At 48.1% G+C, this 25,389-nt stretch carries 20 protein-coding genes; 6 read left to right on the top strand and 14 right to left on the bottom strand.

Annotation, left to right across the window (positions count from 1 at the left end; all coding sequences use genetic code 11):
- Window positions 1-153 precede the first annotated feature (153 nt).
- From VGN67_RS17030 to VGN67_RS17000, 7 genes are all read right to left on the bottom strand, one after another.
- Complete coding sequence (locus VGN67_RS17030) at window positions 154-1,026, bottom strand: hypothetical protein (RefSeq protein WP_327488054.1); 873 nt, start codon at window positions 1,024-1,026, stop codon at window positions 154-156.
- An 18-nt stretch (window positions 1,027-1,044) separates the two neighbouring features.
- On the bottom strand, window positions 1,045-2,940 hold the full coding sequence (locus tag VGN67_RS17025) for a phospholipase D-like domain-containing protein (protein WP_327488053.1): 1,896 nt from the start codon (window positions 2,938-2,940) through the stop codon (window positions 1,045-1,047).
- A gap of 430 nt (window positions 2,941-3,370) precedes the next feature.
- Window positions 3,371-5,128: an SGNH/GDSL hydrolase family protein gene (locus VGN67_RS17020; protein WP_327488052.1), complete on the bottom strand. Its 1,758-nt coding sequence runs from the start codon at window positions 5,126-5,128 to the stop codon at window positions 3,371-3,373.
- Between the two features lie 531 nt (window positions 5,129-5,659).
- On the bottom strand, window positions 5,660-6,685 hold the full coding sequence (locus VGN67_RS17015; RefSeq protein WP_327488051.1) for a 3-hydroxyacyl-CoA dehydrogenase family protein: 1,026 nt from the start codon (window positions 6,683-6,685) through the stop codon (window positions 5,660-5,662).
- A gap of 168 nt (window positions 6,686-6,853) precedes the next feature.
- Window positions 6,854-7,282, bottom strand: a complete 429-nt coding sequence (locus tag VGN67_RS17010) for a hypothetical protein (protein ID WP_327488050.1) — start codon at window positions 7,280-7,282, stop codon at window positions 6,854-6,856.
- 395 nt (window positions 7,283-7,677) lie between these two features.
- Window positions 7,678-8,235, bottom strand: a complete 558-nt coding sequence (locus VGN67_RS17005) for a hypothetical protein (RefSeq protein WP_327488049.1) — start codon at window positions 8,233-8,235, stop codon at window positions 7,678-7,680.
- 210 nt (window positions 8,236-8,445) lie between these two features.
- On the bottom strand, window positions 8,446-8,949 hold the full coding sequence (locus VGN67_RS17000; protein WP_327488048.1) for a YdeI/OmpD-associated family protein: 504 nt from the start codon (window positions 8,947-8,949) through the stop codon (window positions 8,446-8,448).
- 126 nt (window positions 8,950-9,075) lie between these two features.
- Here VGN67_RS17000 and VGN67_RS16995 point away from each other — a divergent pair, with 126 nt between their 5' ends.
- Complete coding sequence (locus VGN67_RS16995; protein ID WP_327488047.1) at window positions 9,076-10,461, top strand: Gfo/Idh/MocA family oxidoreductase; 1,386 nt, start codon at window positions 9,076-9,078, stop codon at window positions 10,459-10,461.
- A 151-nt stretch (window positions 10,462-10,612) separates the two neighbouring features.
- On the opposite strand, the gene VGN67_RS16990 is transcribed toward VGN67_RS16995, so the two are convergent.
- On the bottom strand, window positions 10,613-10,804 hold the full coding sequence (locus tag VGN67_RS16990) for a cold-shock protein (protein WP_207506603.1): 192 nt from the start codon (window positions 10,802-10,804) through the stop codon (window positions 10,613-10,615).
- Between the two features lie 343 nt (window positions 10,805-11,147).
- Between VGN67_RS16990 and guaA the strand changes: the two genes are divergently transcribed.
- Window positions 11,148-12,677, top strand: a complete 1,530-nt coding sequence (gene guaA, locus VGN67_RS16985; protein WP_327488046.1) for a glutamine-hydrolyzing GMP synthase — start codon at window positions 11,148-11,150, stop codon at window positions 12,675-12,677.
- A gap of 76 nt (window positions 12,678-12,753) precedes the next feature.
- Here the strand turns inward: guaA and VGN67_RS16980 are convergent, their stop codons facing one another.
- Entirely contained in the window at window positions 12,754-12,915 is a 162-nt protein-coding gene (locus tag VGN67_RS16980; RefSeq protein WP_327488045.1) for a DUF1328 family protein, read from the bottom strand.
- Window positions 12,916-13,664: 749 nt separating this feature from the next.
- Between VGN67_RS16980 and VGN67_RS16975 the strand changes: the two genes are divergently transcribed.
- The 3 genes from VGN67_RS16975 (at window position 13,665) to VGN67_RS16965 (ending at window position 17,615) form a co-directional block, all read left to right on the top strand.
- Entirely contained in the window at window positions 13,665-15,122 is a 1,458-nt protein-coding gene (locus tag VGN67_RS16975) for a DUF5723 family protein (RefSeq protein ID WP_327488044.1), read from the top strand.
- A gap of 162 nt (window positions 15,123-15,284) precedes the next feature.
- Window positions 15,285-17,141 (top strand): M1 family metallopeptidase, encoded by a 1,857-nt coding sequence (locus tag VGN67_RS16970; protein ID WP_327488043.1) that lies wholly within the window; start codon window positions 15,285-15,287, stop codon window positions 17,139-17,141.
- A 66-nt stretch (window positions 17,142-17,207) separates the two neighbouring features.
- Window positions 17,208-17,615: a hypothetical protein gene (locus VGN67_RS16965; RefSeq protein WP_327488042.1), complete on the top strand. Its 408-nt coding sequence runs from the start codon at window positions 17,208-17,210 to the stop codon at window positions 17,613-17,615.
- A 76-nt stretch (window positions 17,616-17,691) separates the two neighbouring features.
- On the opposite strand, the gene VGN67_RS16960 is transcribed toward VGN67_RS16965, so the two are convergent.
- Window positions 17,692-20,136 carry a TonB-dependent receptor domain-containing protein gene (locus VGN67_RS16960; protein ID WP_414717337.1) on the bottom strand — a complete coding sequence of 815 codons (2,445 nt, stop codon included), beginning with the start codon at window positions 20,134-20,136 and terminating at the stop codon, window positions 17,692-17,694.
- Window positions 20,137-20,448: 312 nt separating this feature from the next.
- Here VGN67_RS16960 and VGN67_RS16955 point away from each other — a divergent pair, with 312 nt between their 5' ends.
- Window positions 20,449-20,748: a hypothetical protein gene (locus VGN67_RS16955; RefSeq protein ID WP_327488041.1), complete on the top strand. Its 300-nt coding sequence runs from the start codon at window positions 20,449-20,451 to the stop codon at window positions 20,746-20,748.
- Between the two features lie 90 nt (window positions 20,749-20,838).
- Here VGN67_RS16955 and VGN67_RS16950 read toward each other — a convergent pair whose 3' ends face one another.
- The 4 genes from VGN67_RS16950 to VGN67_RS16935 form a co-directional block, all read right to left on the bottom strand.
- Complete coding sequence (locus VGN67_RS16950; protein ID WP_327488040.1) at window positions 20,839-21,732, bottom strand: metallophosphoesterase family protein; 894 nt, start codon at window positions 21,730-21,732, stop codon at window positions 20,839-20,841.
- A 352-nt stretch (window positions 21,733-22,084) separates the two neighbouring features.
- Entirely contained in the window at window positions 22,085-22,438 is a 354-nt protein-coding gene (locus VGN67_RS16945; protein ID WP_327488039.1) for a DUF5615 family PIN-like protein, read from the bottom strand.
- A complete protein-coding gene (locus VGN67_RS16940) occupies window positions 22,435-22,665 on the bottom strand; it encodes a DUF433 domain-containing protein (protein ID WP_327488038.1) in 231 nt (76 codons plus the stop codon). The genes VGN67_RS16945 and VGN67_RS16940 overlap by 4 nt, the downstream gene beginning before the upstream one ends.
- Before the next feature lie 79 nt (window positions 22,666-22,744).
- Complete coding sequence (locus VGN67_RS16935) at window positions 22,745-25,312, bottom strand: DUF5686 and carboxypeptidase regulatory-like domain-containing protein (RefSeq protein ID WP_327488037.1); 2,568 nt, start codon at window positions 25,310-25,312, stop codon at window positions 22,745-22,747.
- Window positions 25,313-25,389 lie beyond the last annotated feature (77 nt).

Genomic DNA, 25,389 nt, shown 5'->3' with positions numbered 1-25,389 from the left:
CACTTGGTTGATTTTCAGCGGTTTAGCAAGTTTCGTAAAAGGTCGTGAGGACACAGACTAACGTGAAACACAAAGCTTTTTTTAACCAATAATCCGCCACTTTTGGGTAGATGTTGTTTGCTGTTCGCCCGATTGTTGAAACTTTATTATCATTCAATACTTTTTCCATTCAAAACTTTTAAAACCACTCTCTGTTGCCCATTTTCGCCACACTGCTTCAAGAATTTCATTGTCTCTTTGGCCTATTGGATACTTGTATGTCTGCAATCTGTCATTTTTATCTCGTTCATGAGTTTCTAATAAGTGAAGATGTATGTATTGACTATTTTTACTTTTACTGATTGGCAGGCATAATGAGCTATTGATTTCAAGTGCTTTTGTTATGTCCACGTTTTTAGCTTTGCAAAACTGTCTTATCTTGTCTATTTCAGAGATTCCAAAATAAAATTGATTATTAATATTTTTGTTCTTATATTCTAAATATCCATCTGTGAAAATATAAATATGATTGTCATATTTTAGGTATGTTGTATCTACACCGTCAGTCAAGTAAGTGTTTTTCTTAACAATCGGTTCGTTTTCAATTTTTTCAATCAAAATGCTTATCAAGTCCAATCCATTGTTTCTTGTGTCTGCATATGTATTTTTTATTTTCTGTTCAAAATCATCAATTTTCTGTACTAATCCGTTATTTTGATATTCTCCTGTAGAGTTTATGAAACGTTGTTTTTCCCCCAAATTTTTAATGCTGTCTATGTCAATTGAAGAAATTATTTTATCAGAAAATGATGAAAAATAGATAGAAGATTTGTCGCCAATTTTCTTGCCAGGCTTGACGCACTCGTTCTTGAAAAATTGAATTAATTTATTAATTTCATTTAAGTCTTTTGGTGGCTTATTATCCATACGGCTTGACATATCTGAAAGAATGACGATGTTCTTGTATGTCAAATATTTGTTTTGTGGTTCAATGCCACAAGAAGTAAATAATAGTATCATTGACCAAAAGGTTAATATATTTTTCATTCCAATGTGATTATATTGTTAGATTGTAGTTGTAGTTGTTTGTTCTATTTCTTTTACCCTATTGGCCACCTGGTCAGTGGAGTAATACTCAGGTAGAAATTCTATAAAACCTGACTTATATGCAGATATAACACTATTAAAAATCACATCAGTAAAGATTCTGCCGCTTGTTATCCTAGCACTAAAGTCATCGAAAATAGTTTTAATATGCTTCTGCAATTCAGCATAGCTATTTTCTATTTGGATTTGTCGATTATTGATTTCAGTTTCTAGACTAAGAATCTTCTTATTATTTTCATTAATAGCATCGTACTTTTCTTTTACCTTGTTCGTGAATGATTCTTTTTCTGCAATAAGGTCTATAATTTCTTCATCTAATATTTGAATTTTTCTGTTTTTTTCGGCATCAACAATTTCTCTTTGGGAATCTTTGTAGGCGTTAGTTGTGTAATTAATTAAATAGTGTGTTAGGATTAAAGGAAACATGCCAAATACAAAAATCAACCAAAACTCACCGTGCTTTACAACTTCCCAAATTTGAAGTGTGGATTCTCGTCCTACTAACAAAGATTTTATTTCATCAGTATTAATGGCAACCATAGTCGAAACTAAAATATCAAATATTACCAAACCAACCCAAAACATAATATTATTTACCAATTCATTTTCATTTCCTAGAATTTTTAAATTAGATAACAAAATTGGAATAAGAAAGAAAAGTCCAGCGATAAGCCCGAATAATGTACCTTGTTGTCTAAATATTTTAATGATTGCATTTGCATCTACAAGTTGCGGAAGTCCAGGGTTTATACCTGCTTCTAACGATGCTCGGATTACGTTGCCTTCAAAAAATACTTTATAAACTGCCGAGGCAAAAAATACTGATAAATAAAAAATAAAGATTCCTAATCCAAGTAAAACAAGGGTAGTGCCGATAGTCCAAAACTTTTTTACAACAAAAGACTGTTCTAATATTCTTCTTTCAAGCTTATTTTTTTCAATTTCTTTATTAACTTGCAATAATCCCTTTTCGCCAGTGTTTTGATTGCCTGACTCTAATATAGACTTCTCTTGTTTTAATTCGATTATTTTATTTGAGATTTGATTTGTTTCCAGTGCATTATTTCTTTTTTCAACGTTTATTTTATCTTGCTTTTCTGATTCTATATTTATTTTTGTGCTTTCAAATGCAATAGAGATATTAGAAGTTAAAACATTTTTCATGCTCCCCAATCCCTCGTCTGTAGCATAGGTTCTAATTCTCTCTTTTATGTTGTTGTATTCGGTTCGGAAAATATCAATATTACCTCCGCTTTCTTTTGATATCTTATATCCGTTGCCTTTATATTTTTCTGTATCAATTTGTGCTGCTGAATAAACAAGGCTGTGTAGCTGTTGAGAAAAACTGTCAATAACATTTATTGGTTTTACTTGTTGCGTTTTAGTTTCAGATATTAGGGGAGGGTCATTTACAGCTATTCGATTATCAATATTATATTTTAGGCGTTCAAATTCGGATAAGAATTGCGAATATATTGAAAGGTCATCTGAAACTTGAATGTTTTCAACGTTGTTGTTGCTTGCATTTAAGGAATAATTATATGAGCCATTGATTGTGATTTTGTTGTCAATAAGGCAAAATTTATGGTGCATAATCCCTCGTGCATCACCTGTGTCAAAAGCATGGACATTGATGCCTGCACCTTTGAGTATTATCTTAACGTTTTCATTTTGAGCGTTTGAGGAAAGTATAATATCAACGGTTACATTTCTGTTTTTTGCTTCAACGATTGCCATTGCAATGTCTCTGTCCGTAAAGTAAGCCATTGCTACATGAATATATTGACTTGCTTTGTTAATTTCAGAAATAATTCTTTGTTTAATTTCTGAGCCGTTCGTTATAAGGTCGTTCATCCTTTATTAAATAGTCTTAATTTAACTTTTCGTTTGTTGCAAGTTTATTACGGGTGATCGCTAACTAGGAAATATGTAAACGTATTATAGTAATTTTGGAATTATTTGTATTTTAACTGGCTTTGTTGCATGGCTTCAAAAAAGCTGATTTCAACCTCAATTCGCCTTGAAACTTATCTGTCAGAAACCCATAAATGTACTATAAGTACAAAATTTACTCCTTAAAAATACAATGTCAAGCTCATTTATTCTTGATATTCTGACTAATTGGGAGCCATGCAACAAAGCCGTATGTGTGTCTTATATATTTAGAAGAAGGGGTTATTCTGGAACCATGTCTACCTGAACAAATAGCTAAACCGTATCTGTCAATCTCCCATAAATCTATAATTTAGTCGCCGATATTTAGCTTCTGCAACAAAAAATTTATCTAACGGTACATTTTTACCACCCTTCGGTACCCCTCCGCATTGGGATGAAGTCCATCATAAAAGAGCGTTTCATCAATAGTACCATCCGGCTTGAGTAGTACCTTCCCGGCATCCAGGTACTTAACTCCCATGTCCTCGGTTAGTCTGGTGAGTCTGATGTTCAGTTCCTGGACGCGCTTTTCCTCCTTACGGCGGGGGTATACGCCAACCATAGTTAGGGTTGCGGTAGGCTGTCGTTGTTTGATGGCTTCGATGAGCTGGCGCCAGCCGGTCAGGATTTCGTCGTCGGTGTTGAGGTGGAAGTTGTTGGTACCTATCATGACGTAAATCCGGTGGGCCTGGTAACCGTCCAGCTCACCGTGGTACACGCGCCAGAGTACGTTTTCGATGCGGTCCCAGCCGTAGCCGAGGTTGCGGGTATTGGCTGGCTCAAAGACTGCCTTCCAGGAGTCAGCGCCGGTCGCGCGCGGCCCTTGCGGCAGTCCGCCCCAGAAGTGGGTAATGGAGTTGCCAATCATGAGTACTTGCGGTGGGTCTTCCTTATTGAGCCGAAGTACCTCACGGTGGCGGGCGTCCCAGTCGTAGTTGGCGGGCTCCCGCATCTGTATCACCGGGCGGGTGGTTGATACTTCACCCGTCGGCTCACGAAGTACCTTGCGGAGCAGGGCCACGTAGCCCTCGGCGTAGCGCATCATGCCCAGGTCGTTGGGGTGGGTACCGTCAACCATGGTTTCTATATCCTGACCAAAGTCCGATTTGGGAAGCAGATACAGCTGGCTGATCCCTTCGGCCTGCAGCTGGGCAAAGGCGGCCCGAAGTACCTCATTCACCTCCGTGTAGCGCAACCGGCTGCCGGGACTGATAGCTTCGTCGGTATAGCCGGCATGTTCGGACAGGACGATGGGCGTGGCGGGTTTTTTCTGCCGCAGTCCCCGCACGGCATTCAGAATACGGTTTTTGACTTCATCGAGCGGGTAGTCGGCCCGGTTGACCAGGTTGGGGAGGCAGTCCAGTAGGTACACCTTGGCGTCTATTTCGGGCAGGAGTTCCAGTACTTCGTTTTCCAGCCGCCCATTCCCCGAAAAGCCCAGGTTGACGAGCGGATGGTCCAGCTTGCGCGACAGGATGGCCGTCCAGGCCATACCGGGGCGACTGGCGCAGGCCCCCTGCGCGATGGAGGTACCGTATACAACAATGGGTTTGTCAGAACGGACGGGTAGGGGAGAGAAAAGGGCACCTTCGGGTACCCCGATTTCCATCCACTTCACGCTGTTGTAGAGGGGCAGGTACAGCCGGTACTCGCGGCCCAGCTTGTGGTAGGCGTCGTTGGGTTCAATGTTGCGGTAGTGGTACTCGATGGTGTCGCTGAAGGTGAACTTTGCCGAGCACCACCGCCAGTCGCCGTCGCTCGAAATACCGTAGAGATCGACCCCGCTGGCTCCGGTAGCGGGCATGTGGGGCAGAGCGTGTTTGCCTTCCACCACGTAGCGTACCTTTATTTCGGGGGCGTTGGAGCGGAAGCGCAGCATCAGTCCGGCCGACTGCCGCGACAGGTTCCAGACCACCGGGCGTACTTTGCCCTCGGCCCGGGCGGGGAGGCGGTCGTAGCGGTTTTTGGTTTCCTGCGGCCAGGCTTGTCCTTCCAGTACCGGGTAAGCCGCCGTAGCGGGGTTCCACCAGGTAAAGGTACTTTGCGCCTGGGCGGCGGTTATGGTTATCAGCAGGAGCAGGATAGTGGTTATGGTTATGCGGTGCATAGAGGGGTATTTGGGACTTTCGGTTCAGGAATTAGGAAAGTTTTTGTTCTTCGCCTCTTTTAAATTTTTTCGGGTCATTCAGGTTTTTACTATCCTGATACCTAGTTATAGGCCCTATGCCAATTCGATGTGTAATACTGTCTTTCGCCCTCACGGCCGGGAGGCGCTCCTCCGGGCGGGCCCCGCCCTTCCAACACCGCTAAATTTTACAGCCCTGCTTTAGCCAGCCGCACAAATGGCTGTAAAATAAGGCGGCTTATGGAAGGGCTGTTATAGATTACATAGTACATGTTTAGTAGCGGTAGTCCTTAATTTTAAAATACTATACAGTTGCTAATATGCACTTTGCCAAATTCTAACAGCTCTCCCCTAAGCCACCTTGCGCAGTGGGCATTTGTGCGTAAGCCCTGCGCAGGCCCACAGAGCACAGTGGCGTGGGGAGAGCGGGGCCCGCCCGGAGGAGCGCCTCCCGGCCGTGAGGGCAAGCGATAGCATTACACAACCAAGTTAAATAGAGCCGAAGAACCAGGTTTATTCAATTTCACCTTCAATACCAGATGTTCCACTACCCCCCTGCTCTCCGAGCTTCCGCTTTACTACATCGGCGGGGTACTTGAGGGCTAGTTTGCGGATGTCGTAGGCGAATTCAGTATAGGTTTCTTCCCAAAGCTTCGCCTCTTCCGGCGTGTATTGATGAAAGCCATGGGCGTTGGCGACGCCTTTTCCACCGGCTTTGACGATATCATCAATGAGCCTGGGTACTTCGGTGCTGTTGGAGAGGGTAGGGAAGAGGTCCTTCATGACTGTATGGTAGGCGGGTACGCCCGTCAGATCCATCCAGCCGAAAACCCCCACCAGCGTCATCCAGTAGCCGGTGTTGTTGCGGCAAGCGCGGTCTACGTCTTCCACGGTAGCGTAGCCGTTTTCGACCAGGTAAAAGGCTTCGCGGTACATGGCGTAGGCGAGGCGGTTGGCGATAAAGCCGCGGATATCCTTCCGGACCAGGGTAGGTTCTTTGCCCCAATAGTGGGCGAGCGCGTAGAGGTACTCAGCAACGGTTTGGTCACTTTTTTCTCCGCAGATAATTTCCAGAAAGCGGGTGGTGTGGGAAGGCTCGGACCAGTGCAGACCAAAGAACCGCTCCGGGTGGCGGGTCTGCTGCTGGAGCTGGCTGATCGGGATGGCGGAGGTATTGCTGGTCAGCAGGGCATCCGGCGCAATCACGTCTTCAATTTTCCCGTATACGGTTTTCTTAATTTCCGGACTTTCAATGGTACATTCTATAACCAGCCCACAGGGTTGTAGCGCCTGGTAGTCTTCGGTAATGGTGAGGTTCCGGAAGTAGTAGTCAGGGGCTTCCCGGATCAGTTGCTCCTGTTGGGCCCGGCTCAGGTGTTCCCGGATTCGTCTTTCGGCGTGGTCCAGATCAGCAGAAATGGGGGCTACCGCCACCACGGGGTGGCCGGCTATGAGTAAGCAGGTAGCAATGCTGCTGCCCATCAAGCCTAGACCTACTACGCCCACCGGCAACTCGTGTACTTGTATTTTTTTCGTCATTTTCTACGTGTTTTTCTGGTTCTAAGTCTCTGGCATGAGCGGTACCTTTGCTAATAAAGCAATATTCTACCGACTTCTTAACCAAAATATTACAGCAAAGGCAGCGGATAATTACCCGCTGCCTTTGCTGTATAGATACTACTGGTATAAAAACCAGAATAATTATTTCTACTCTCGCGAACCCGAAGTTGTCGTAGTTCCACCGTCGACAACATACCGGCCACCGCTGAGTACACCCACGATGGTCTGGTTATCAGTGAGGATTTTGGCCTCCCGTAAGGCATTGTTCAGAAAGTTCTGATTACGACTGGCTATTTCGTTCTTGTTAATGGAGTTTCTTAACACATCAATCTGATTGTTATTTAAAACATCGTTCACATTGACCAAATCCTGAACGGTAATGTCCTGAACGTTCACATCGCCCACGGTAACATTGACTAATCCCTGCACGAGTTGTCCTACCCCGGCGGTGGTTTTCTTATTTTGGTTGGTCTTATTTTGCTTCTGATCCTTGTTTTGATTTTGCGCCTCAGCGGCGTAAGGAGCTACGATGCTCAATGCACAGAACATGGCGATAGCAAGAATGACTTTTTTCATAAACTTTACATTTTAAGTTAAACAATATAAGCCCTTATTTTACAAAATTGTACCACAAATAATTGTCAAACAGTTATTTACGCGTAGTTTTACGTAATTGTGATCGAATTATTTGCCATGGAGCGATCAGGAGGTGTTATTGTGCAGAGGCGAAAGAAAATAGAACTTTGCTAAGGTGGCCCATCTCCAGGTATCTGCTAATCTATTTCCCCAAAATACCCCGCACCTGCTCTTACCTACAGGCCGCAGTTGTGCAGCTTACTACCTTAGGGCCTTCTGCTGGGTTGGATTGAAAGGGCAGGTCCAAAGTACCGGCTGGAATAGGACCTAAAAGCGCAGCGGCAGCCGGGATGGTCCCGACTGCCGCTGCGCTTTTATTCAAAGTACCTCAGGGGTTACTCCTTTCGGTTCCTGATGATGTACCTTCCATCACTATGCACCCCAACTACCTCCTGATTTTCTTTTAGGAGGTTTTTCTCCCGGAAACGGGTATTTAGTTGGTTCTGAATAGTGGTGGCGTTCTGGTTACCTTTCAGCTGTGTATCCAACCCTCTCATTTGGTTGTCCTGTAGTACCTCACTCACGTCTACGAAGTTTTTTTCCGTCAGGTTGTCGTAGTTCATGGTGTTCATATCTACCCGTGACAGCCCCTGCACCATTTGGCCAACCCCATCATTGGTACCAGATTGCCGGTTAGTACCGGTCTGTTGGTTAGTACCAGTCTGTTGGTTAGTACCGGTCTGTTGGTTAGTACCAGTTTGTTGATTATTTCTCGGCTGATTCTGATTCTGCGGCTGATTCTGATTCTGCGGCCGATTCTGGTTCTGCGGCTGATTCTGGTTCTGCGGCCGATTCTGGTTAGTAGGATTATTATTGACCTGCGCCTGGGTAGCGAAAGGAACCGCGATTCCCATCGAACAGACCAGGGCAATGGTCCATATTTGCTTTTTCATATTACTAGCTATTTTAGTTAGACATAGACGATCTTTCTTTAAAAGGTGTGCCAGGAAATAATGTTAAATATTTGTTTATCAAATGTTTAAGCGGAAATGTCAAAAACCTTTCATTGCATCCAATCAGGCGGTTATTATATAAAAAAACCCTCCTGTTCTTGGAATCGGACTTTGTAACCGAAGTTCTACACCAGGGGGAAATCTGTTAACTTATTTTCCCAGAATATCCCTGAATTGTTCCTTTCCGGTGGGCAACCGCTTCAAGTTTTCGATCAGCCGGATGGCGCGGTCTATGCGAAGCTGGCTGCTTTTGACCGTACCTACATAGTTAATAATGTACCGCTGCTTACCCGGACTAAGTTGCTGGAATCGCTGGTACCCCAGCGGGTCCTGCTCAAAAAGCTCCCGTAGCTCCTCGGGTACCTCTACCCCGTACTCGCTTTCATCTTTCACCAGCGCTACTACCACTTCATCGCCCAGCAGTACCTTTAGGGTTTTCATGCGTTTGGCGCTGATGCTGATATAGGCATTGCCCTGCCCCAGGGCCACCAGTCCGCACTGCCAGCTAACCGCCCCATTCACGGTACACACCAATCGCTGGCTGAAACCACCCCCCAGCTGTTGTACTATGGAGCCGGGGATTTCCAGGTAAGTCATTCCCAGCAGGTAGTCTAAACTATGGATTCGGGTGGTAAAGGTAACGGTGTCGAACATGGGTACCTGGGTTTATTGTGCTGGATCAGCCTGGGTTGTAAGTAGAAAAAGCATAGCGGCAGGCTTTACTTTTGAAGAAATAAATGCCTTACTTTTCAAAGATATAGTATATCCTATTATAACTGTATGAAACCAAACCGCAGAACCTTTATTAAAGGTGTGGCAGCTACTTCGGCCTTTTTGGCCACGGAAAGTATTGCCAAGCCCTTTAACATTATCCGGGACCTGAAGAAGATGAGTCCCAACGACAAAATACGTTTTGCCACCATCGGGATGGGAATCCAGGGGCACATGGATACCCGCGCTGCCCTGAAGAGCTCCAAGGAAGTGGAATTTGTAGCCGCCGCTGACCTTTACGACGGGCGCCTGACCCGGGTAAAGGAAACCTACGGAAAAGATATTTTCACCACCCGCGACTACCGCGAAATTCTGGCCCGTCAGGACGTAGACGCAGTACTGGTGGTAACGCCCGACCACTGGCACGACCACATTACTAAAGCCGCGCTGAAAGCCGGTAAAAATGTGTACTGCGAAAAGCCCATGGTACACCATATTGAGGAGGGACCTTCGGTCATTGACGCCTGGAAAAAATCCGGCAAAACCATGCAGGTAGGTAGCCAGCGCATCAGCAGCGCCCCCTTTAAGGAAGCCAAGCGCATGATAGAAGCCGGTGATATTGGCGAAATTAATTACATTGAATCCAATAATGACCGCTTTGGTGCCATCGGGGCCTGGAATTACTCCATACCACCGGATGCCTCCCGTGAAACAGTGGACTGGGATACCTTCCTGGGTGACGCGCCCAAAGTACCTTTTGACCCAACCCGTTTCTTCCGCTGGCGCAACTACCGCGACTACGGTACGGGTGTAGCCGGTGATTTGTTTGTTCACCTCATTACGGGGGCGCACTTCGTAACCAATTCGCTGGGACCGGACCGGATATTTTCATCGGGCGAAACCAGTTACTGGAAAGACGGACGCGATGTACCCGATGTGCTGGTGTCTATCCTGGAATACCCCAAAACCGACGCCCACGCTAATTTCCAGATGGTACTGCGGGTGAATTTTGCCAATGCCGGCGCTATTAATAACAATACCCGCATTATTGGTAACGAAGGACAGATCGAATTTTCGGAAAACAGCCTGATTCTGACCAAGAAAAAGCTACCCATAGCCCCCGGTTACGGCGGATACGACAGCGTATTTACCTTCCCCGAAGAGGTGCAAAAGGAATTTGTGAAGCAGTATGACGCCAAGTACCCGCCCGAAACCCGTAAGGCGGAGCCGGTAAAGGAGGTGAAGTTTGAGTCGCCCAAGGGGGATGACGCCCACGCCAATCACTTCCTTGATTTCTTCGAAAACGTAAAGAAAGGCAGCCAGGGTACTATCGAAGACCCTGTGTTTGGGTACCGCGCGGCGGCACCGGTACTGGCCTGTAACAAAAGCTACTTTGAGAAGAAGGTAATTAACTGGGATCCCGTGGCGATGAAAGAACGTAAGTCAAAAGCCTGACCTACTTACCTATACGTTTAAGCAAAAAGCTCCACCGCAAGTGTGGGGCTTTTTGCTTTATGACCAACCGGAAACCAGGATGGATACCAAAAAGGAAGGCCTCACCCTGAGGTGAGGCCTTCCTTTTGATGGCTGTATGATATGTCTCAGATTAAGCAAGCTTAACGTTAACGGCATTCAACCCTTTTCTTCCTTCTTGCAGGTCAAATGTCACTTCGTCATTTTCGCGAATTTCATCTACTAAACCTGAGATGTGTACGAAATAATCTTGTCCTGTTTTGGCATCTTTAATGAATCCGTATCCTTTGGAATCATTGAAAAACTTTACTACTCCTTGATTCATGATAATTGTTTTTTGAAAGAATTTAAGCAAAGGTACATTAAAATATTGATTTCCAAATTATTTCTGTTAAATATTGGCCCAAGCTCTCATTTCTTACTTTTCAGGGCCATGGTCAGGGATTTCTGAACGGTGAAAATGCGGACTTTTCGGTTACCACTTTTTTACTAATAAACCTGTAAAATAAACGGCATTCTGTACAATGGCTCGTCCCTGAACAGGCTCATAGTGGGGAAAATGCCTGGAGCAGGTAAGTAAAAATAGGGCGGGTCCTCAAATAGTAAGTACCTTCTCTTTCGTGCTTTGCGGGTTTCTGTCTACCTTTGCGGTTTAGATATCCCCATACATGACCGAACAGATCTTAATTCTTGATTTTGGCTCGCAGTATACCCAATTAATTGCCCGGCGGGTTCGTGAGCTGGATGTTTACTGCGAAATCCATCCTTTCAATAAAATCCCCGAACTCACGCCTGACTTAAAAGGAGTTATCCTGTCGGGTAGTCCCTGTTCCGTCCGGGATGCCGACTCCCCCCGCGTGGACCTGGACCAGTTCCGGAACAAAGTACCCATACTTGGAGTATGCTACGGCGCACAACTCATGGCCCAGGTACTGGGCGGGAGTGTACTGCCCGCTTCTCACCGCGAATACGGCCGCGCTCACCTGGATATAACCGACCCGGATTCGTCACTGCTGGCAGGCCTGACCAGTGCCTCCCAGGTATGGATGTCGCACGGTGATACCATCGTTGATATTCCCGACAACTTCCGTTTGATTGCTTCCACCGAAACCGTTCGGGTAGCGGCTTACAAAATCGAAGATGAGCTGACCTATGGCATTCAGTTCCATCCGGAAGTAACCCACTCGACCGACGGCAAAAAAATCCTGCACAATTTCGTGGTAAATATCTGCGGATGCAAGCAGGAGTGGACTTCCGAGGCATTTGCCGAAATGACCATTAACAGTCTGAAAATAAAACTGGGTAAAGACCGGGTCGTAATGGCGCTGTCGGGTGGAGTCGACTCTACCGTGGCGGCCAGTCTGGTGCATAAAGCCATTGGCGAAAATCTGTTCTGTATTTTTGTGGATAATGGGGTACTTCGTAAAAACGAATACGAACAGGTACTGCATTCTTACGAGGATATGGGCCTGAATATAAAAGGCGTAGACGCGAAGGAACGCTTCTACAACGCCCTCAGGGGCCTTTCGGACCCGGAGCAGAAGCGGAAAGCGATCGGGAAAACTTTCATTGAAGTATTTGACCACGAAGCCCACCTGATTCAGGACGTAAAATGGCTGGGGCAAGGTACTATCTATCCGGACGTAATAGAATCGGTTTCGGTAAACGGGCCTTCGGTAACAATTAAGTCACACCACAACGTAGGCGGCCTGCCCGATCTCATGAACCTTAAGGTAGTTGAGCCTTTGAACACCCTGTTCAAAGACGAAGTACGGGCGGTGGGGCGTACCCTGGGGGTACCGGCCAACATTCTGGGGCGGCACCCGTTCCCCGGCCCCGGTCTGGCCATCCGTATTCTGGGCGAAGTAACGCCCGAGAAAGTAGCTATCCTGCAGGAAGTAGATGATCTGTTTATCAGTCGTTTGAAGAAAAGCGGCTTGTACGATGACGTATGGCAGGCGGGTAGTATGTTACTGCCGGTGCAGAGCGTGGGCGTAATGGGCGACGAACGTACCTATGAAAATGTAGTAGCCCTCAGGGCCGTTACCTCCGTAGACGGAATGACCGCCGACTGGGCGCATCTGCCGTATACGTTTCTGGCGGAGGTCTCCAACGATATTATTAACCGGGTCAAAGGCGTCAACCGGGTGGTGTACGATATTTCGTCCAAGCCGCCGGCAACCATTGAATGGGAATAGCAATAACAGAAGAGGCGGACCAATGGCCCGCCTCTTCTGTTATTATGGGGTTTTTTACGATTCAATACCAGGTTTGCTACCCTCGTACCCGTCCGCTGATTAAGCTGATAACGAAAAGTACCAGGAATACAAAGAAAAGTATTTTAGCGATTCCAGCTGCACCGGCTGCCACGCCACCAAAACCGAGTACACCCGCTATGATGGCAACTATCAGAAATATTATGGTCCATTTAAGCATGATTGAAAAAGTTTAAGAGGTTTGAAACGAATATGCTTTAATAGAATAAAAGTTTGTGCCATTTGGTAAATAAGGGATTTGAAGTACTTTGAAGCCGTTTTTTATCGGAAGTAGACGAATTTAGGTATACATAAGGGGTAAAAAATCCCCGCTTCTGACGCTGAAACTTGTCGATTAGTCTTTTTATTTGCGGTAATGTCCTGCGGGAACTGAGGTCGCTGTATCTAACAACTGGTTGCATTGCAAATAATCTTGCCCATACCTTGCTTCTTTCCGCTATTTTACCTTCTGACCGTAGTACTTTCAGAAGTCTCCGCGCCGGTAGGCACCCGGCCGCGTTCAGGTACTTTATTTACCACCAGGGCGGTAGGCCATTCCTTGAAAAAGACTTTCCGGCCAACTTAAAAATATACGGGTACCCGACTTGCGCCAGTACATCCGCTCAGGCCGGGGAGTCGCCCCTTTCTTATAAACTTTCCGGGTCGGCTACCAATACGGTACGGGCAAGTTCTCGGGGGTATATTTCCAGCGAAGAAATAAGGCTCGTTTCCGGAGATACCTCCGGCTATTATCAGTACACGGACCGGCTGGAATAATATTGAAGACCCCGATGGGTGGAAGTTGTGGTACCCAAAACAGAAGGAGTTGTTACTTGAAGCAACAGTATGGGTAAATATCCGACCTTTTGGTATACAAAAAATAATTAGGCATACTTTTAGAGAAGTAGGTGAAAAACATCAAAAGCGTATATGCATAACACAAAATCAATAGGTAAGTATAGCTTGCTGCTGTTGCTGGTGCTAACCGCCCGGCTCGGGGCAACGCAGGGTTTCATAGGAATTACTTCTCAGCAAAACTCCGGGCTTTGGTCGGTGTACCAGAATCCTTCACACCTGGTCAACGACCAGTACAAAATCCGGTTTCACGTAGCCACGGCCGGTGCGCATTTTAACAATAACTACGTCAAGTACGCGGCTCCTTTTTCAATGGTCGACCTGGCCCTGGGGCGTAACTTCCGGCCGCTCGACCCCTATGACCTGGAGGAGATTCGGGACGGGAAACCCAAAAACGGTACCCTGGTCGCTGAACTGCGCGGCCCGGCCCTGGCTTTCAAGATTAGCCCAACTACCCACATAGCCCTGATGACCCGCGTCAGAAGCGGGGTGCAGGTCACCAACGCCTCCGAAAAGCTACTGGGGGTGGTTAGGTTGGGACTGGCCAATATTGAGAATTACCAGAACCTGGAGTACCTGGCCTTATACGCTACCCATTCGGATAATACACTTAACAGCGTCAGTCAGGCTTATTCGGAGTGGGGACTAACCTTGGGGCAGGTACTTTCTGAAAGCGCTACCCATCGCCTGCAGGGTGGGGTGACCGTCAAACGGTTCTTTGGCTACGCGGGTGGGTACATCCAGAACCGGAGCCTGCGTTACCAGCTTCGTCCGGACACGAGTGCGGTCAACGCGGCCCTGTTGCACGTGGACCGGTTTGATGCCGACCTGGGGTATACGCAGGTCAATAACCGGGCGTTTCTTTCGCCCAGCTGGTTGTTTGGCCAAAACGCCACCGGAAGGGGCTGGGGCCTTGACCTGGGAATAAGCTACGATTTGTTATCCGAAGAAAATGGCAAACATGTACTGCGGTTGAGTGCCGCGGTTACCGACATCGGACGTATCAACTATAATGATCCCCGCGTCAGGAAGTACACGATCAATGCGCAGGACCGGCAGATAACCGAAGCCGAATGGCAGAGCTACTCAACGCCCCGGGAAGGCGAAAGTGAACTAAGTGCCATCGGTCGTATCCTGGAAGATGAGTTTGGTCTGACGGAAACCGACCGCACCAACCAGTTTGCCCTTGCGACTCCGCAGGCGCTCAACATGAGTGCCGATTTGCGCCTGATGGGTAATATGTACGTCAATACCACATGGATTCAAAGTATGCGGGTTACTCAGGTACCCGGTTTCCGGGCTACGTCACTACTGGCCGTAACGCCCCGCATCGACGGTAAAAAAATAGGACTTTCGCTTCCCATCGTGCGCCAGAACGGTGCCTGGGCGGTGGGAGGGGCCGCCCGCCTGGGGCCGGTGGTACTTGGATCGGATAACCTGCTGGGTCTATTCGCCCGTAATGGACACATCAAAGCGCAGGGGGTGGATGTTTATGCCGGGCTAAGTTTTGGCGTAAAATCGAATAAGGATTGAACGGGGAGGTTTTCCTGACCGAGCCTGTTTTTCGGGCTCAGGTAGTAACCAAGGGTATGTCTGACATACCCTTTTTTTACGTTAGTAGGAAAGATGGCTCGTAAAATCGTGTATTTACATTATTTTGCGACCAAACTTAATCAATAAATTAATAAACCAGTAATGAAAAAACTCCTCTTTCTAGTGCTTTTGGGTGGGTGGGCTGTCACGGCGACTGCTCAGTCGGATCGTTGGCAGCAGCGTGTTAAATACGAAATGAACATTGATTTTGATGCAACTACTCACCGCTACAGCGGCACCCAGAAGTTAGTTTACACCAATAATTCGCCCGATACGCTTACCCGGGTTTTCTACCACCTTTACCTGAACGCCTTTCAGCCGGGCAGCCAGATGGATGTGCGCTCCCGGACCATAAAAGATCCGGACGTCCGGGTAGTGGACCGCATTTCCAAACTTTCACCCACCGAAATCGGCTATCAGAAAGTGAACTCCCTCAAGCAAAACGGGAAGGCGCTGCGGTACCAGGTAGTAGGTACTATCCTGGAAGTTACACTCAACGAACCCATGCTACCCCGAACCCAGCACACCTTCGATATGGAGTTTGATGCGCAGGTACCTGTGCAGGTGCGTCGTACGGGTCGCTTTAACAAAGAAGGGATTGACTACTCCATGGCGCAGTGGTATCCCAAAATGAGTGAATACGACTACGAAGGCTGGCACGCCAATCCGTACGTGGCCCGCGAGTTTTACGGTATATGGGGCGACTACGACGTAAAAATTACCATGGACGCGTCTTACGTAATTGCCGCGACCGGCTACCTGCAGAACCCCGACAAGATAGGTCACGGGTATAGCCGCAAAACTGTCAATCACAAAAAAGGCGACCGTCTTACCTGGCACTTTGTAGCCCCCAACGTACACGATTTTGTGTGGGCAGCCGACCCGGACTATAAGCATGACATAGTTAAAGTAGACGACAACCTGGACCTGCACTTTTTTTACAAAACCGATACCCTGGCCGAAAACTGGAAGCAGATGCAGCCTTACGCGGTACGTAACTTTGAAATCATGAATAAGCGCTTTGGCCGGTACCCTTACAAGCAGTACTCAATTATTCAGGGGGGCGACGGCGGTATGGAGTACCCCATGGCTACGCTCATTACCAGCCACACCAGCTTCCGCGGATTAGTGAGTGTGACCGTACACGAATCCATCCACAGCTGGTTTCAGATGCTGCTGGGTACCAATGAGTCAAAGTACCCCTGGATGGACGAAGGCTTCACTACCTACGCGCAAAACGAGGTAATGGCCGAGCTTTTTCCCAGCCGTACCAATGCCCACCAGGCTACCTACGCGGCCTACCGCAGTCTGGTGCAGTCGGGACTGGAAGAGCCCCTGACCACGCACTCGGACCATTATAATACCAACCGTGCCTACAGCGTAGCGAGCTACGTGAAAGGAGGTATTTTTCTGCACCAGCTTAGCTATATTATTGGGCAGGAAGTGTTTGACCGGGGCATGCGCCGCTACTACAACGAGTGGCACTATAAACACCCCAACCCCACCGACCTCAAGCGCATCATGGAAAAAGAGTCGGGGCTGGAACTGGACTGGTACTGGGAAAACTGGATAGGTACTACTAAAACCATTGACTACGCGGTAAAGCAGGTGTTGCCGGCGGCGAATACTACCAATGTGGTCCTGGAACGCATCGGGCAGATGCCCATGCCGCTGGATGTAGTGGTGATTTATAAAGATGGTACCCAGGAGAACTTCTACATTCCGCTGGAAATAATGCGGGGGGAAAAGAACGAAAAAGCCTACGCCAAACGGACCCTGCTCTCAGACTGGGCCTGGGCTTACCCCGAATATAGCTTTACCATAGACCGGAGCATGAATGACATCCAGCGCATTGTCATTGACCCCAGTATGCGCATGGCCGATATGGAATTTGAGAATAATGTGTACCCCGCTCTACCGCGCGAAACGCCGCGTTCAAATGGTTCAAAGGTGCAGTAGCGGAGGATTTCTGAACACAATACCCGGTTTTTTTAGTTATTAATATTAAATATTCCTTTGCACTATATGAAAACTAAAATTACAGGAGCAGGAAGTCTTTTAGGATTAATCTTATTTATAACAATAGCGCTGGCTGGTTGTGCCGGCGACCGGCTGGTGGGTACCTGGGATGTTACCTCTTTTGAAATGCAGCAGCCCGGCCAGCAGGGCGTTCGGGTCCAGAGTATAGGTACCATTACGTTCAATTCGGACCAGACGGGTACTAAAAATATCCGGTATTCGGTCCTGGACCGGCAATTTACGGATACCCTGTCGTTTAACTGGTCCAAGTCAGAAGGGTACATAACGCTGGAAGGCCCAGGTTCTGAATTTGCCAAAGCCTGGATCGTCGTCGACGATGATCGTACTACCCAGCGGTGGCGCTCAACGGACGGGGAGAATACGGTTCAACTACTGGAACTGAAGAAAAGGTAACGCTAGGGCAGGTACTATAAAGCAAAGCGAGGACAGTGAATATTCACCGTCCTCGCTTTTTTTAGGTACCTTATTATTAATTTTCTTCTCCCGTGGGCGTCTTCCGTTTGGCCTGGTGCAGGCGGTACTGGAAAGTCAGGTTAATCTGCCGTAGCCGACCCTGCGAGTTGGTTTCGGTGTAAAAATTAAATCCCTCGGTAATGGTCCGGAACCGGCGTGAATTAAATACGTCCAGCACGTTCAGCGTGAGGGTACCATTGTTTTTGAGTACGTCACGGCTTACGGCCAGGTCCAGGGTAGCTATGGCTTTGCGTCGTCCCTGGGGAGTAAGCTGAGGTGCCTCGTAGTTACCCCGAAGCTGCAGGTCGGTTGTTTTAAGGATGGTAAAGCGCGACATCATGCGGGCAAACCAGCTATAGGTATCACTGCGCAGGCCGGTGTCGAGGTTTCCACCATCCGTAATGGCCCGGAAAAAGTTAAGGCTTCCGTCCATCTTCCACCAGGGCAGGAGTTGGTAGGAGCTGGTGAATTCGGCTCCCATGGCATTTTCGGTTGCCAGGTTTTCGGGGAGAGTGGTGGCAAAGCCCTGCTCATTAACCCGCCGGATTCGGATAATTTTACCGGTGGTATGGCGGTAGTAAACCGACGAACTCAGCGAGCCATTTTCTACATACTTGATGTGCCCCAGTTCAAACGCATCCGTAAACTCGGGGTTCAGGTCCGGGTTACCACTGAAGAAGTTCCGGTTGTCACTAAACGTCATGAAAGGGCTGAGGTCGTTGTACTGCGGACGGCGCACCCGGCGGCTGTAGCTGAGCTGGAGGGCGTGCAGGCGGGGCAGGTCATAGGTAACGTGTACACTCGGGAACAGGTTGGTATACTGCCGGGGGTTTACATCGTTGGTTTCGCGGAGGGTGGTGGTAACGTCCGTCCATTCGGCCCGCAGCCCCAGCTGGTACGACAGCTTCCGCACCTTATTTCCCACAATACCGTAGAGCGCGTTGATGTTTTCTTCGTAGAGGAAGTTATTGGTCAGGCCGGGCAGGGAGCGCCAGCTACCATCTTCGGTTTGCTCAGTTACGGCAAAGTTGTTGGTCATATCCCGGAAACTACTCCGCAAACCCGCTTCCCATTTCCCTTCTTTTCCAAAGGGATGTACATAGTCAATTTGTCCCAGCCACTGCTTTTCAGTTTCGTCGTTAAGCGAGCGCTGCAGCAGGTAGGGAATACCCGAGGGCTTACCGTTGGGTTCAAAGGTACGCTGCCCGAAGTACTGGTCCGACTGCTCCCAGTTGTCGAGGTAGCGCAGGTCGGCGGTAAGCTCGTGTCCTTTCCGCTTAAAACTTTTCTTGTAGGTAAGGGCGTACTCCGAATTGGGCTCGGTTTCGGTTTCGTCCTGGGTCCGGAAGGTATAGCTATCCAGGTTATTCAGCGATGAAACATAGTCATAGTACCGGATGTCGGAAAAGCGCTTTCCTTTGCTGATACGCCAGGTGTAGGCACCCGTTAATACGCTGGTAGGGGAGAAGAAGTAGTCAAGGCCGCCCCGCGCGCTGTTGTTCATCCCTTTCAGGTTGTTGCGGAAGGTCTGTTGGGTAATAAAGGTAGTGTCGTTCCGGTATAGCTCCTGGTACAGCGAAGTACGTCCGGGGGTATTGCGGTAGGAAACGGTGTAATTGATAAAGAAGTTCAGGTTTTTACGGCGGTAGTTAATGTTGGCGGCTGCTCCCAGGTTGGTGGGGTAGCCCGTAATGACGTCAAAAGAGCCGTTAATGCCTTCCTTACGTTCTTTTTTAAGTACTATGTTAATAATCCCCCCCATGCCCTCGGCTTCGTAGCGGGCCGAGGGATTGGTAATAATTTCGACCCTTTCAATCATGCTACTCTGTAGCTGCTGCAAACCGGCTCCGCCCTTAAAACTGACCAGACCGGATGGTTTACCGTCAATCAGGATGCGAACGTTACTACTTCCGCGGAGGTTCACATTACCCTCCACATCTACGGCTACCGAAGGAATATTGCTCAGAATGTCCACGGCGGTACCTCCCGCGTTGGCCAGGTCCTTACCTACATTAAATATCTTCCTGTCCAGCGACAGTTCCATGGAGCTTTTCTCGGCCTGCACTACCAACTCATCCAGCGTAGTGGAGGTCACCGAAAGTTTTAGCGTACCCAGATCCAGGGAGGTACTACCTTCCAGCAGCCGTATGGCAGAAGTAGTCAGGGGCTTATAACCAATAAATTCGGTTAGCGCGTAGTAAGTACCTGCGGTAGCGTCAATGCTAAAGGTACCTGTTTCGGTGGTAATGGCTCCGGTGGCAAAGGTACTGTCGGCCTGGCGGAAAAGCCGGATGCTGGCGTAGCCAAGAGGCTCGTTGCTCTGACTGTCGATAATTTTGCCCGTTAACTTCATTTTACCCCCACTTTGGGCCATAATTGGCTTCGTTGGGAGGCCCGTTAGCAGACCCAGCAGGAGTAAAAACGAGGAACAGAAGAAAGTACTTGAGTAAAAAGAATGCATTATGGCCGTATGGTTTAATCTTTACTTGGAACTGTAACTGTATTTCTACTGCAAAGAAAACATACGAAACTCCTTCTTTTACTCTTTCTAAAGTGACCCAAGCCTGTTTTGTATATAATACGGTGAATTTCATAGACCAATCCACCAATAAACTCGACCAATCCGGTTGTTGGGAACCTAGGAAGTGGTACAGTTTTTTTGATAAAAGGGGTAGACCTTGCGGGAATGGCATTTTGTAAGCAATTACAAACATTCACCTTTTGCAGGGGTTAAACTTATTATTAACCACACATAATTAAACTGAACTAAGCTATGGCAACAACAACCGAAGATTTTAAAACAAAGGCAGCTGACCTCAAAGACAAAGCAGATCGTTTCAATCCGGAGCACAAAGAAGGTCCTGTAGCCGCTGCCATTGAAGATTATACCGCCCGTCTGCCATCAGATACTTTTCTGTGGGCTGCACTTGGTTCTATGGCTGTTTCAGCCACGCTGAAAATAGCGGGTAGTGATAAGACTGCGCTGTTTATTGGTCAGTGGGCCCCATCATTCCTGTTGTTAGGTTTATACAACAAGCTGGTGAAGATGGAAGGCTTTGATAAAGATAAGTAAGCCGGTCGGCTTACTTATCTCAATCTTAAAAGGAGGAAGCAGGCGCTTCCTTTTTTTATGGCCGGTTGGGAGTGGGAAGTAGTACCTGTATTACCTCCATTCCAGCGACCGGCTTTTGTTATTTTCCGTTAAGTTACCGGCAAAAGCATGCAGGGTCAGGTCCACGCCCTTTTTCCCAAACTTCCCCGTTAGCCAGCCTACCGGCTCACTATCCGCAAAATTATAGCCTACCGCGGGTTGATTCACCAGATGAATACCTTCCATTTTGTCGTACTTGTACTCGTGCGAATGCCCGTAAAAGATCGCCTTTACTTTTTGGTGCGGCCGGATAATCTGGAACAGCCGTTCTACATCCAGCAGGGAACTATCCTGGTCCGATAAGGTGTGGTGCACAAATAGTACCGTAGCTTTGGCGTCGGAGGTCTGCAGGTACTCCTCCAGCCAGCCACGCTGGGTCTGCCCGAGCAGTCCGGGTGTTTTGTTGACGTACATGAGGGAATCGAGCAGGATGAAACGGGTAGTTGGCTGCTCAACAACCATAACGTGCTTGTTTTTTACTTCCTGCATCCCCTTCGGAGCCGGAAAAGCCGCCTGAATATTGTCCCGGTCGTCGTGATTACCCAGGGTCATGTAAATGGGCTTCTGCTCGGCCAGCGGTGCCAGCAGCCCTTTTACCTGGGCATAGTCGCCCTTTTCACCGGTCAGCCGCGCTACGTCGCCGTTGATAAGTACCGCGTCGGGTTTGGACGCAAGTACCTGAGGTACCACGCCCTGCAGGTTTTTGTAGGGGTAAAAACCCCGGTAGACATTCTGCGCGTCTTCGGCGATATGCGTATCCGACAGTAGCGCCAGATGGGTTTCGTCGGCGGCCGATGCGCCAGGTACCGAGGTTACTCCCAGCCCATAAGCAGTAAGCAGACCAGCCGCCTGAGCGGACGATTTGAGAAAGGAACGGCGGTTTTGTTTGTAGTAGATCTGGGGCATGGGGAGTTTAGAATTAGCTTTTGATAGTATTTTTTAGTTATTCCAGGTTAAGTCAAAGTTTCCTTATTGATTAAAAGTAAACAGTTAAGTACTTCTCCTACCCCGGCCCCTGGTATAAAGTCCTGAAGGTACCTGTTTTCAGCCTGAGCTTTTTACCTTAGGAATATGAAAGACATTTTTCTGCCTGGCCCGGTCCTACCTCTTCTTGTGGGATTTTATTGAAGTCCTAGGGTACGAGCTCCGGCCACTTGGGTGACCTCAATATTACGGTGGGCGGACTTGTTGCTGATTAACGGGCAGGTTTTAGTGCCCTGCGAGTAGAAATAGGCACACGATAATGTGAGAACTGAACTTAGTCATGAGCAATTATCCCTTCATTATTAAACTCAATGAAGTTGCAGGTTTCAAACAGGAGATAAAGTGTTTGATAGTTGGTTCTAATTAAATCAAATAGCTCTTTATTTTTAATATTTCCGGTAGTAATCAGTAGAAGCTTCCGGGGTTTTCCTAATAAGGTGTGAGAATAGAAAAAGTCAGTGTCTTTAGTAATGACAATAAGATTGTTTTTGTCAGCATATTGATAAATATCGATATCGCTGCTCTCATCACCCTTTGGTAACTCCTCTACGTGTTCTGCATGAATTCCTAACCCGGATAAAATGCTGACAAGGAGTACAGGAAGTTGAGCATCAATAATACACCTCATGCAGTAGGCATATATGTTTTTGTTCGGGTAAGTTTGCTGGCATAGGCCAGACAGGCCAGAATGTCTTCTGCTTCAAGGGCGGGATACTCTTCCAGAATCTCCTCAAATGTTTCACCTGCACTCAAAAGGTCAAGTATAAGATCGACCGTATAGCGTTTATTGCGTATAGTGGGCCTTCCGTGACAAATATCCGGATTAAGGGTAATTCGGTTAAGTAAATTTTCCATATCTAAATATACAAATAGTTTGATTTACCTAAAAGCTGAATGCAAGTAAGATAGTACTTAATAATTAGTAGTCAGTACCCTACCTGATATTTATTGTCGTTCCTACCCGAAAGCCTACCCCCTGATACTGGTTGCCCTTAAACTGCGACACCACCTCCACCCGGAACAGGCGCAGCAGTCCGTCTACACCGTACACCAGCTCGGTGTAGTGCCCGGCACGGGGCGTTGTGAGGTAGTGGGCCTGTAGGGTTTCTTTCAGTCCGGCCAGGCGCAGGAAGGGCAGGCGCGTAATCAGGAACCGCTGCGTAGACCACAGCAGGTGGGCCTGCAGGAACCCCTCGCGGGTGCTGTATTCGTAGTAGGGCAGCATGCGGAAGTTGGTAAGCTGGTTGCCGGTCTGGAAAAAGAATTCATTACCCATAAAATGCCGGTAATCCGGGAAGAACAGGCGTCGGGTGTTCAGGAAGCCACCACCGCTCAGGGCGTACTGAAGGCCGCTGCGGGGACCGGTGTTTATAGTATGCAGTATTCCCAATTGTACAAAATCAAAATTTACCGCACTGGTACTGACCGGTATACCCTTGCGGTAGTTGACCTGGAAGGTAGGGCCGCTGTTGTACCAGTACCGCTTTTGTCCGTTCCGGATGGCGTACTTCTGCCAGGGCCTGAGGGTCAGACTGAGGTCAAAAAGCAGGGCGTCGTGCGTGGGGAAACCGGTTTCGGCTGTCTCCAGATTAAATGGACGGTTGGGCGTGAAGCCCCGGTTAGGCCAGTTGATATAGCGCTGCGGCGATTCCAGGTTAAACAACTCGCTGCGCCGGGCAAATTCGAGGCTACCGGCCAGGCTCAGAATGTCGCCCAGGTACCGATAGGTGTAGTCGGACCGAACGAACTGTTTCTGATAAATCTTCATGAAATTCTGCTCAAAAAACAGCGTAGTCAGGCTGTTCAGGCCGGGCGGAATCGGGTTGTTGGGGTTGAACTGGTAGATATACTCCCCACCGTCCAGACCGGCGGTCCACTTTCGGTTGCCAAATTCAGTACGCAGGGTACCACTAAAGCGTTCACGACCGAAGGAGTACCGCCCCAGCGGCCGCAGACTAAACCGGTTATCTTTCCACCGCTTGGTCCATTCCAGCGAAACATCAAGTGCATAGCCTTCCACCGTATTGTAAATCAGCGTCTGCAGTGGACTCTGAAAAGTAAGGGTGTTCCGATTGGCAAAGCGGTAGTTGTGGCCCGTCAGCAGGTGAAGTGGCTTAAAAGTGGTAGAGTCATTGCGGGTGCTGTCCCGGTCGGCTTTGGCCTGTTTTACTACCTTTATACTGTCCTGAATTACATAGCTTTTTACTTCGAGTTGGGTGAGAGGTACCGGGCGCAGCGATTCCCAGTAGGTCGTGTCGCGCTTGTTGGCCAGCGAATCAATGGATATAGAATCTTCCCGTACTACCCGTACATCTTCGCCCTGCTGTTTACGCTCCTTTTTCTGCTCTTTTTCGTAGTTTTTAATGATTTTTCGGAAGTTTTTCGTGGAAAATTCCTTCTGTTGCTCAATCATTTTTTCCAGGTCGGCCTTGCGCTGGGTCTGGGCGGTTTCGGGTTCTTTTTTGTGATCGTTGATGACAATCTCTTCGCGCAGGGCCGGGTCAATATTCAGTTTCTGGTAGGTCATGGACACCACGTACTTAAACTCACCCGCGAAGCCCAGGTACCCACCTTCCAGTTTGAATTGCTGATTAACGGGCAGCCACACGTTCTGCAGGGGCGTAAACAATTGTTTGATGTCTACTTTCAGGCCCTGGGTAGTAGTTTGCAGATCAAAGCTGTGGATGGCCCAGCGGTCTTCGATGATATAGATACTCCCCCGGAACACCCCTTCACCGTAAGCCCGGGGTACTACCCTGATTTTATTTATTATTTCACCCCGGTCCTCAAAAAAACCTTCGTACTCAAATTTGTAGTAAGAAAATGCTTTCGGCGACAAGGGCGTGACGGCACCGGCTACCTCTGGACTGTAAAAGCTGGCCAGTATGTACTGATTAGGAGTAGGGGTACTGTTGTCCAGGCTGTTACGGGTCGAAAGGATACGTTGGTTGTAGGTGTTGGGGCGGCGGTAGGTGATTTCGGCCACGCTCTCGTTCAGGAAAACCTTGCCTTCCTGCACCCCCTCTTTCTTTAACTTTCTTTCGAGCAGGAATGGAATCTTGGTGGGTAGGGCGGTACTTCGCGAGTAGGCGCGGGCGGTATAACCCCTGACCTGCAACTGGTGAAAACGCGCTTTGGCAACGGCGCGGCGCATGATACTGTAGGCCGGGTCTTCCTTGCCCTTCCCGATTTGTACCTCCCCCAGATTCAGGGGCTGCTCTTCCAACACTATGTTTATTTCGGTGAAGTCGTTGCCGACGGTTACCGAACGGGTAACGGTTTTAAAGCCCAGGTACTGAAAAAATATTTCGTAGCGACCCGGTTCCAGCGCCAGTTCGTAGCGACCTTCGGCGTTGGATAAGGTACCGGTACTGGTACCCTGCACCAAAATTCCGGAATAGGGCAGCGGCTCACCCTGGGAGGTAGTAATACGTCCGCGAATACCACCGGCATAAAGTAGTTGGGTACTTAGGAGAAAAGAAAGTACAAGAAAAAATCGCATAAAGTATTAAAAGCTAACCCGGACAGTAGATGTAAAAACAGGCCGTAACGTTGTATGAACGATGAAATTAAGCAGGA

Source organism: Telluribacter sp. (assembly GCF_035998675.1).
GTDB lineage: Bacteria > Bacteroidota > Bacteroidia > Cytophagales > Spirosomataceae > Telluribacter.
The sequence above is the reverse complement of the archived record's forward strand: the minus strand, read 5'-3'. Positions and strand labels throughout refer to the sequence as shown.